The 5,793-nt window shown below is 69.2% G+C and carries 5 protein-coding genes; 4 read left to right on the top strand and 1 reads right to left on the bottom strand.

All coding sequences use genetic code 11. The features are described from left to right. From ABZ641_RS23925 to ABZ641_RS23910, 4 genes are all read left to right on the top strand, one after another. The coding region (locus ABZ641_RS23925; protein ID WP_359984728.1) for a glycoside hydrolase family 18 protein at positions 1 to 528 on the top strand (528 nt) is incomplete at its 5' end. A 422-nt stretch (positions 529 to 950) separates the two neighbouring features. Further along, positions 951 to 2,360: an N-acetylglucosamine/diacetylchitobiose ABC transporter substrate-binding protein gene (gene ngcE / locus ABZ641_RS23920; protein ID WP_344627923.1), complete on the top strand. Its 1,410-nt coding sequence runs from the start codon at positions 951 to 953 to the stop codon at positions 2,358 to 2,360. 79 nt (positions 2,361 to 2,439) lie between these two features. Continuing rightward, complete coding sequence (locus ABZ641_RS23915) at positions 2,440 to 3,372, top strand: sugar ABC transporter permease (RefSeq protein WP_344627924.1); 933 nt, start codon at positions 2,440 to 2,442, stop codon at positions 3,370 to 3,372. A 14-nt stretch (positions 3,373 to 3,386) separates the two neighbouring features. Further along, complete coding sequence (locus ABZ641_RS23910; protein WP_344627925.1) at positions 3,387 to 4,325, top strand: carbohydrate ABC transporter permease; 939 nt, start codon at positions 3,387 to 3,389, stop codon at positions 4,323 to 4,325. A 120-nt stretch (positions 4,326 to 4,445) separates the two neighbouring features. Here the strand turns inward: ABZ641_RS23910 and ABZ641_RS23905 are convergent. Next, positions 4,446 to 5,793: M1 family metallopeptidase (locus ABZ641_RS23905; protein WP_359984725.1), on the bottom strand; the 1,348-nt coding region annotated here is incomplete at its 5' end.

Raw genomic sequence — 5,793 nt, 5'->3', positions numbered from 1 at the left:
GCCAAGTCGGTGGACTGGCTCAACCTCATGACCTACGACCTGCACGGCCCCTGGGAGGCCCAGGGCCCGACCAACCACCAGGCCAACCTCTACTCGGACCCGGCCGACCCGTCCCCGGCGAACGCCGGCTACAGCGCGGACCGGGTGGTGCGGCACTACCTCGCGAAGGGCCTGCCCGCGGCCAAGGCGGTGCTCGGCGTGCCGTTCTACGGCTACGGCTGGACGGGCGTGCCGGACGGCGGCCGGGCCGGCCTGTACCAGAGCGCCACCGGCCTCGCCCAGGGCGGCAACCTGCCCTGGAACCGGATCAAAGACCTGCCGGGCGCCGTCCACGAGGACCGGCGGCACGGCGCGACCTGGAAGTACGACGGCACCGAGTTCTGGACGTACGACACACCCGATCTGCTGACCCGCAAGGCGCGCTACGTCGCCGTGAACGGCCTCGGTGGTGTGATGGCGTGGTCGCTCGACAACGACGACAGCCAGGGGACGCTGGTCGCCGCCCTGGACGCCGGCCTGCGGAGGTGACGGGCGGCAGGTGACGGCCGGGGAGGTAACGGCCGGGGGTCACCACCGGCTTCCGGCCGTCCGGACGCGCAGTTTCGGGCATCACGATTTCGGTTCGTTGATGCGCGAAGCTGCGCGTTTCCATGTTCAAACGCGCAAGAACGCGCTACCTTCTCGGTACCGGTCGGGCGGCCGCAATGGGCAGGCTCCCTGCGCATTGCACATGCTGCACCGCCCGCAACGCTTTGACTCCCAACCTGACCCATCCAGCGGCCCGACTATTGCCGGAGGGTGAACAGTGGACTATACCTGTGCGCATCGACCGCACGCCTCTGACCGGCGCAGTTGCCGCTAGGCGGGCCTGAAAGACCGGGAATTGACATCTCGTCATACCCCGCGGCATCACCATCTTCTTGGACATCGAGGGGCTAGGGGCACACTTCATGGGCTCTGCAACCGAGTACAACCGCCGGGACATCTTCAAGCGCGCCGCCGGCATCGCCGTGCTCGCTGCGACCGGCGGCTCCCTGCTCACCGCGTGTGCCGGCGGCACCGGCGGCAGCAGCGACAAGGGCGCGAAGGGCGCCGCAGGCTACAACCTGACCGACGCGAAGAACCCGTTCGGCGTCAAGGACGGCGAGGGCCTCGAGGTCTTCATCTTCGACGGCGGCTACGGCAACGAGTACGCCAAGCGGTTCGAGGAGATCTACTCCAAGAGCTACCCCGGCGCGAAGATCAACCACCAGGCCGACAAGGACGTCACCGGCAAGCTCCAGCCGCGCTTCAACGCCGGCTCCCCGCCGGACGTCATCGACGACTCGGGCGCCAAGCAGATGAAGCTCGACGTCCTCGCCGACTCCGGCCAGCTCACCGACCTCGCCCCGCTGCTGGACGCGCCCTACATCGACGACCCGTCGAAGAAGATCCGTGACGTCCTGATGCCCGGCACCATCGAGTCCGGCACCGTCAAGGGCAAGGTCTACAACCTGTCCTACGTCTACACCGTCTGGGGCTTCTGGTACTCCGGCAAGCTCTTCAAGGACAACGGCTGGACGGCGCCGAAGACCTGGGCCGAGTTCATCGACCTCTGCGGCAAGATCAAGGCCAAGGGCATCGCCCCGCTCGCCCACCAGGGCAAGTACCCGTACTACATCAACGTCGTCATGATGGACATGATCGCCAAGCAGGGCGGCCTGGACCTCATGAAGCGGATCGACAGCCTCGACGCCGCCGCCTGGGACGACCCGGCCGTGAAGACCGCCGTCGAGTCGTTCTTCCAGGTCGTCGACAAGGACTTCCTGCTGCCCGGTACCAACGGCATGACCCACACCGAGTCGCAGACCGCCTGGAACCAGTACAAGGCCGCGTTCATCCCCTCCGGCTCCTGGCTGGAGAACGAGCAGCTGCCGACCACCCCGGCCGACTTCGACATGAAGTTCCTGCCGATCCCGTCGCTGCCCGGCGACAAGCTGCCCTTCGAGGCCATCCGCGCCGGCGCCGGCGAGCCCTTCATCGTCCCGGCCAAGGCCAAGAACGTGGCCGGCGGCCTGGAGCTGCTGCGCATCATGCTGACCAAGGAGGCCTCGGGCAAGTTCGCCCAGACCGCCAACAGCCTCACCTGCCTCAAGGACGGCGTCGGCCCCGAGGTGCAGCTGAAGCCCGGCACGGCCTCGACCGTGGTCGCGCTGAAGGCGGCCGCCGCCAACACCTTCAACTTCCAGTACCCGAACACCGCCTCCAAGTTCGACGAGGACCTGCAGAACGCCTCGGGCGAGCTCATGGCCAAGCGCATCACTCCCGCGGAGTGGATCAAGCGCGCCAAGGAGTCGGCCACCAAGAACAAGACCGCCTGACCGGTCGGACTCGAACAGCGCACCGGGGGCCCCGAACCGCCCCCGGTGCGCCCGCCTGACGGACAGGAGAAGTGACCGCATGCGTCACGGCAAGTACCCCTTCATCGTGGGGTTCCTCTTCCTCCCGATCGTGCTGTACGTCGGCCTGGTGCTCTGGCCGTACGCACAGACCTTCGGATACTCCCTGACCGACTGGTCCGGGGCGAGCCAGGAGATGAATTTCATCGGCCTGGACAACTACACGAGACTCCTCGATGACGAGGTCTTCGGCGGGGCGCTGTGGCACAACCTGCTGCTGCTGGTCCTGCTGCCGATCGTGACGATACTGATCGCGCTCTTCTTCGCCTTCATGCTCAACGTCGGCGGGAAGACCGGCACCGGCGGCGTCCAGGGCGTCCGCGGCGCCGGTTTCTACAAGGTGGTCTTCTTCTTCCCGCAGGTCCTGTCGATCGCGATCCTCGCCGTGCTGTGGGGCGCCGTCTACCGCACCGACGGCAGCGGCCTCGCCAACGGCATCCTGATCAAGCTCGGCCTGGCCTCGGCGAACGACCCGGTGCAGTTCCTGTCCAACCCGGACATGGTGCTCTGGTGCGTGCTCGCCGTCCTCGTCTGGTCCGGCGTCGGCTTCTACCTGGTGCTGTTCTCCGCGGCGATGCAGTCCATCCCCAAGGACATCTACGAGGCCGCCCTGCTGGACGGCGCCAAGCGCGCCCAGACCTTCTTCCGGATCACCCTGCCGCTGCTCTGGGAGACCGTGCAGACCGCCTGGGTATACCTGGCGATCGTCGCGATGGACGCCTTCGCCCTCGTCTCCAGCATCACCCCGGGCGCCTACTTCGGCGGCGGCCCCGACCACCACAGCGAGCTGATCTCCACGTACCTGATGCGCAGCTTCCTGCGCAACGGCGAGGCGGGCTACGCCTGCGCCATGGGCGTGGTGATCTTCTTCTTCACGCTGATCCTGACCATCGTCTCGCTCTGGGTCACCAAGCGCGACAAGATCGAGTACTGAGCGGGGACGGCGACATGAGCACTCTCGACAAGGCCGCGAGCCTCCCCGGCCAGCGCGCCGGCAGCCGGCCCACCGACCGCCCGCAGCGCTTCGCCGAAGGCGGCGGCGTGCTGAACGTCTTCTCGCACGGCTTCCTCGCCCTGTGGGCCGTGATGATCGTCCTGCCGCTGGCCTGGGTCGTCCTCGGCTCCTTCAAGACCGACGCCCAGATCAACGGCTCCGCCTGGAGCTGGCCCGACACCTTCAAGTTCGACGCCTTCGGCCGCGCCTGGGAGAAGGGCATCGGCGGATTCTTCGTCAACACCCTAATCGTCCTGTCGGGCTCGCTGACGCTGACGATGCTGCTCGGCTCGATGGCCGCCTACGTGCTGGCCCGCTACGAGTTCAGGGGCAACAAGGTCATCTACTACCTGTTCGTCGCCGGCGCGATGTTCCCGGTGTACCTGGCCCTGGTGCCGCTGTTCTTCATGGTCCGCAACCTGGGCGAGGTCAGCCCGCTGCTCGGCCTCAACAGCTACCTCGGCCTGATCCTGGTGTACGTGGCGTTCTCGCTGCCGTTCACCGTCTTCTTCATGTACTCGTTCTTCCGCACCCTGCCGACCGCCGTGCACGAGGCGGCCATGCTGGACGGCTGCTCGCACACCCGGGCGTTCTTCCGGATCATGGTGCCGATGGCCAAGCCCGGCCTGATCAGCGTCGGCATCTTCAACGTGCTCGGCCAGTGGAACCAGTACATCCTGCCGGTGACCCTGATGCAGCCCACCACCGCCGGCGAGGCCGACCACTCGATGCTCGCCCAGGGCCTGGTCAACCTCGCCTTCCAGTCCGGCTACAAGAGCGACGCCCCGGCCCTGTTCGCCGGCATGACGATCGCCATGCTGCCCGTGCTGGTGGTCTACCTCTCCTTCCAGCGCCAGGTCCAGGCCGGCCTCACCTCGGCCACGCTCAAGTAGCGGCGGCGCCCGGGGCACAGGGGCAGCGACAACAGGGGCGCGGGGATCCGCGCGAGTCGGAAGGGCACCGCGTGTGCCGTCCCGCCGCGCGGATCCCCGCGCCCCTCGTCGTCCCCCGGGTCAGCCCCGGTCGCAGGCCTGCGCCCGCAGGGCCCGGGCCAGGTCGTCACGGCACTCGACCACCAGGCGCCGCAGCGCCGGCGCCGCCCCCTCGTGCTCGGACAGCCAGGCGTCCGCCGCGTCCAGGGTCTTCTGCCCGGTCTGGTACTTCGGGAAGAAGCCGCCGACGATCCGCATCGCGATCTCGATCGACCGCTGCTTCCAGACGTCCTCCAGCATCGCGAAGTACGGCTCGGTGTACGGCGCCGTCAGCTCCCGCTGACCGGCCTGCGCGAAGCCCGCGATCTGGGCCTCCACCAGGGCGTTCGGCAGCTCGTCGGAGTCCACGACGGCCGTCCAGGCGGCGGCCTTGGCACCGGGCGTGGGCAGCGCGGCGAGGCACTGGGTGAGCTGGCGGCGGCCGCTCGCGGTGTTGTCCCGCTGCAGCTCCTGCTCCATCTCCTCGCCGGTCGCGGCGCCGGCCGCGGCGAGCGCCAGCCAGAGCGACCACCGCAGCTCCTGGTCGACGTCCAGACCGTCGATCCGGGCGGTGCCCTCCAGCAGGCCGCGGACCAGCCGCAGCTGCTCGGGGCCGTGTGCCGCCGCGGCGGTGAAGCGCGCCCAGGCCAGCTGGTGGTCGCTGCCCGGCACGGCCGCGCGCAGCTCGCGGACGGCGCACTCGGCGAGCAGCCGGCCGCCCTCCTCGCGCCACTCGGGGTCGGCGTACAGGTCGAGCGCGGTCTGCGCCTGCAGGTGCAGCGACTGCAGCACCCCGATCTCGGACTCCCGGCCGGCGAAGTCCAGCACCAGCGCCAGGTAGTCGCGGGCCGGCATCAGCCCGTCGCGGGTCAGGTTCCACACCGCGGACCAGGCCAGCGCCCGGGCCAGGTCGTCCCGGACGTCACCGAGGGCGGCGCGCAGCGTCGCCAGCGAGCCCTCGTCGAAGCGGACCTTGCAGTACGTCAGGTCGTCGTCGTTGACCAGCACCAGGGCCGGCCGGTGCAGCCCGACGGCGTCGGCGACCACCGTGCGGCCGCCGGTCACGTCGAGTTCGATCCGCGCGGTGCGCACCAGCGCCCCGGTCTCGTCCCGGTCGTACAGGCCGACGGCGATCCGGTGCGGGCGCAGCACGCCGCCGTCCTGGACGACGGCGAGCTCGGTGATCCGGCCCTCGGCGTCCACGGTGAGCTGCGGGGCCAGGGTGTTCACCCCGGAGGTCTGCAACCAGGCGGCCGACCAGGCGGTCAGGTCGCGGCCGCTGGTCTCCTCCAGGGCGTCCAGCAGGTCGGTGAGCACGGTGTTGCCGTACGCGTGCCGCTTGAAGTAGGTGCGGGCGCCGGCCAGGAAGGGCTCGCGGCCGACGTACGCC

This window comes from Kitasatospora sp. NPDC007106 (assembly GCF_040634455.1).
Lineage (GTDB): Bacteria > Actinomycetota > Actinomycetes > Streptomycetales > Streptomycetaceae > Kitasatospora > Kitasatospora arboriphila.
This window is presented reverse-complemented; position numbering and strand designations above follow the sequence as displayed.

Excerpts from the sequence above, each read along its gene's own strand:
- ngcE (WP_344627923.1), top strand. The coding sequence starts at position 951 with ATGGGCTCTGCAACCGAGTACAACCGCCGGGACATCTTCAAGCGCGCC.
- ABZ641_RS23915 (WP_344627924.1), top strand. The coding sequence starts at position 2,440 with ATGCGTCACGGCAAGTACCCCTTCATCGTGGGGTTCCTCTTCCTCCCG.
- ABZ641_RS23910 (WP_344627925.1), top strand. The coding sequence starts at position 3,387 with ATGAGCACTCTCGACAAGGCCGCGAGCCTCCCCGGCCAGCGCGCCGGC.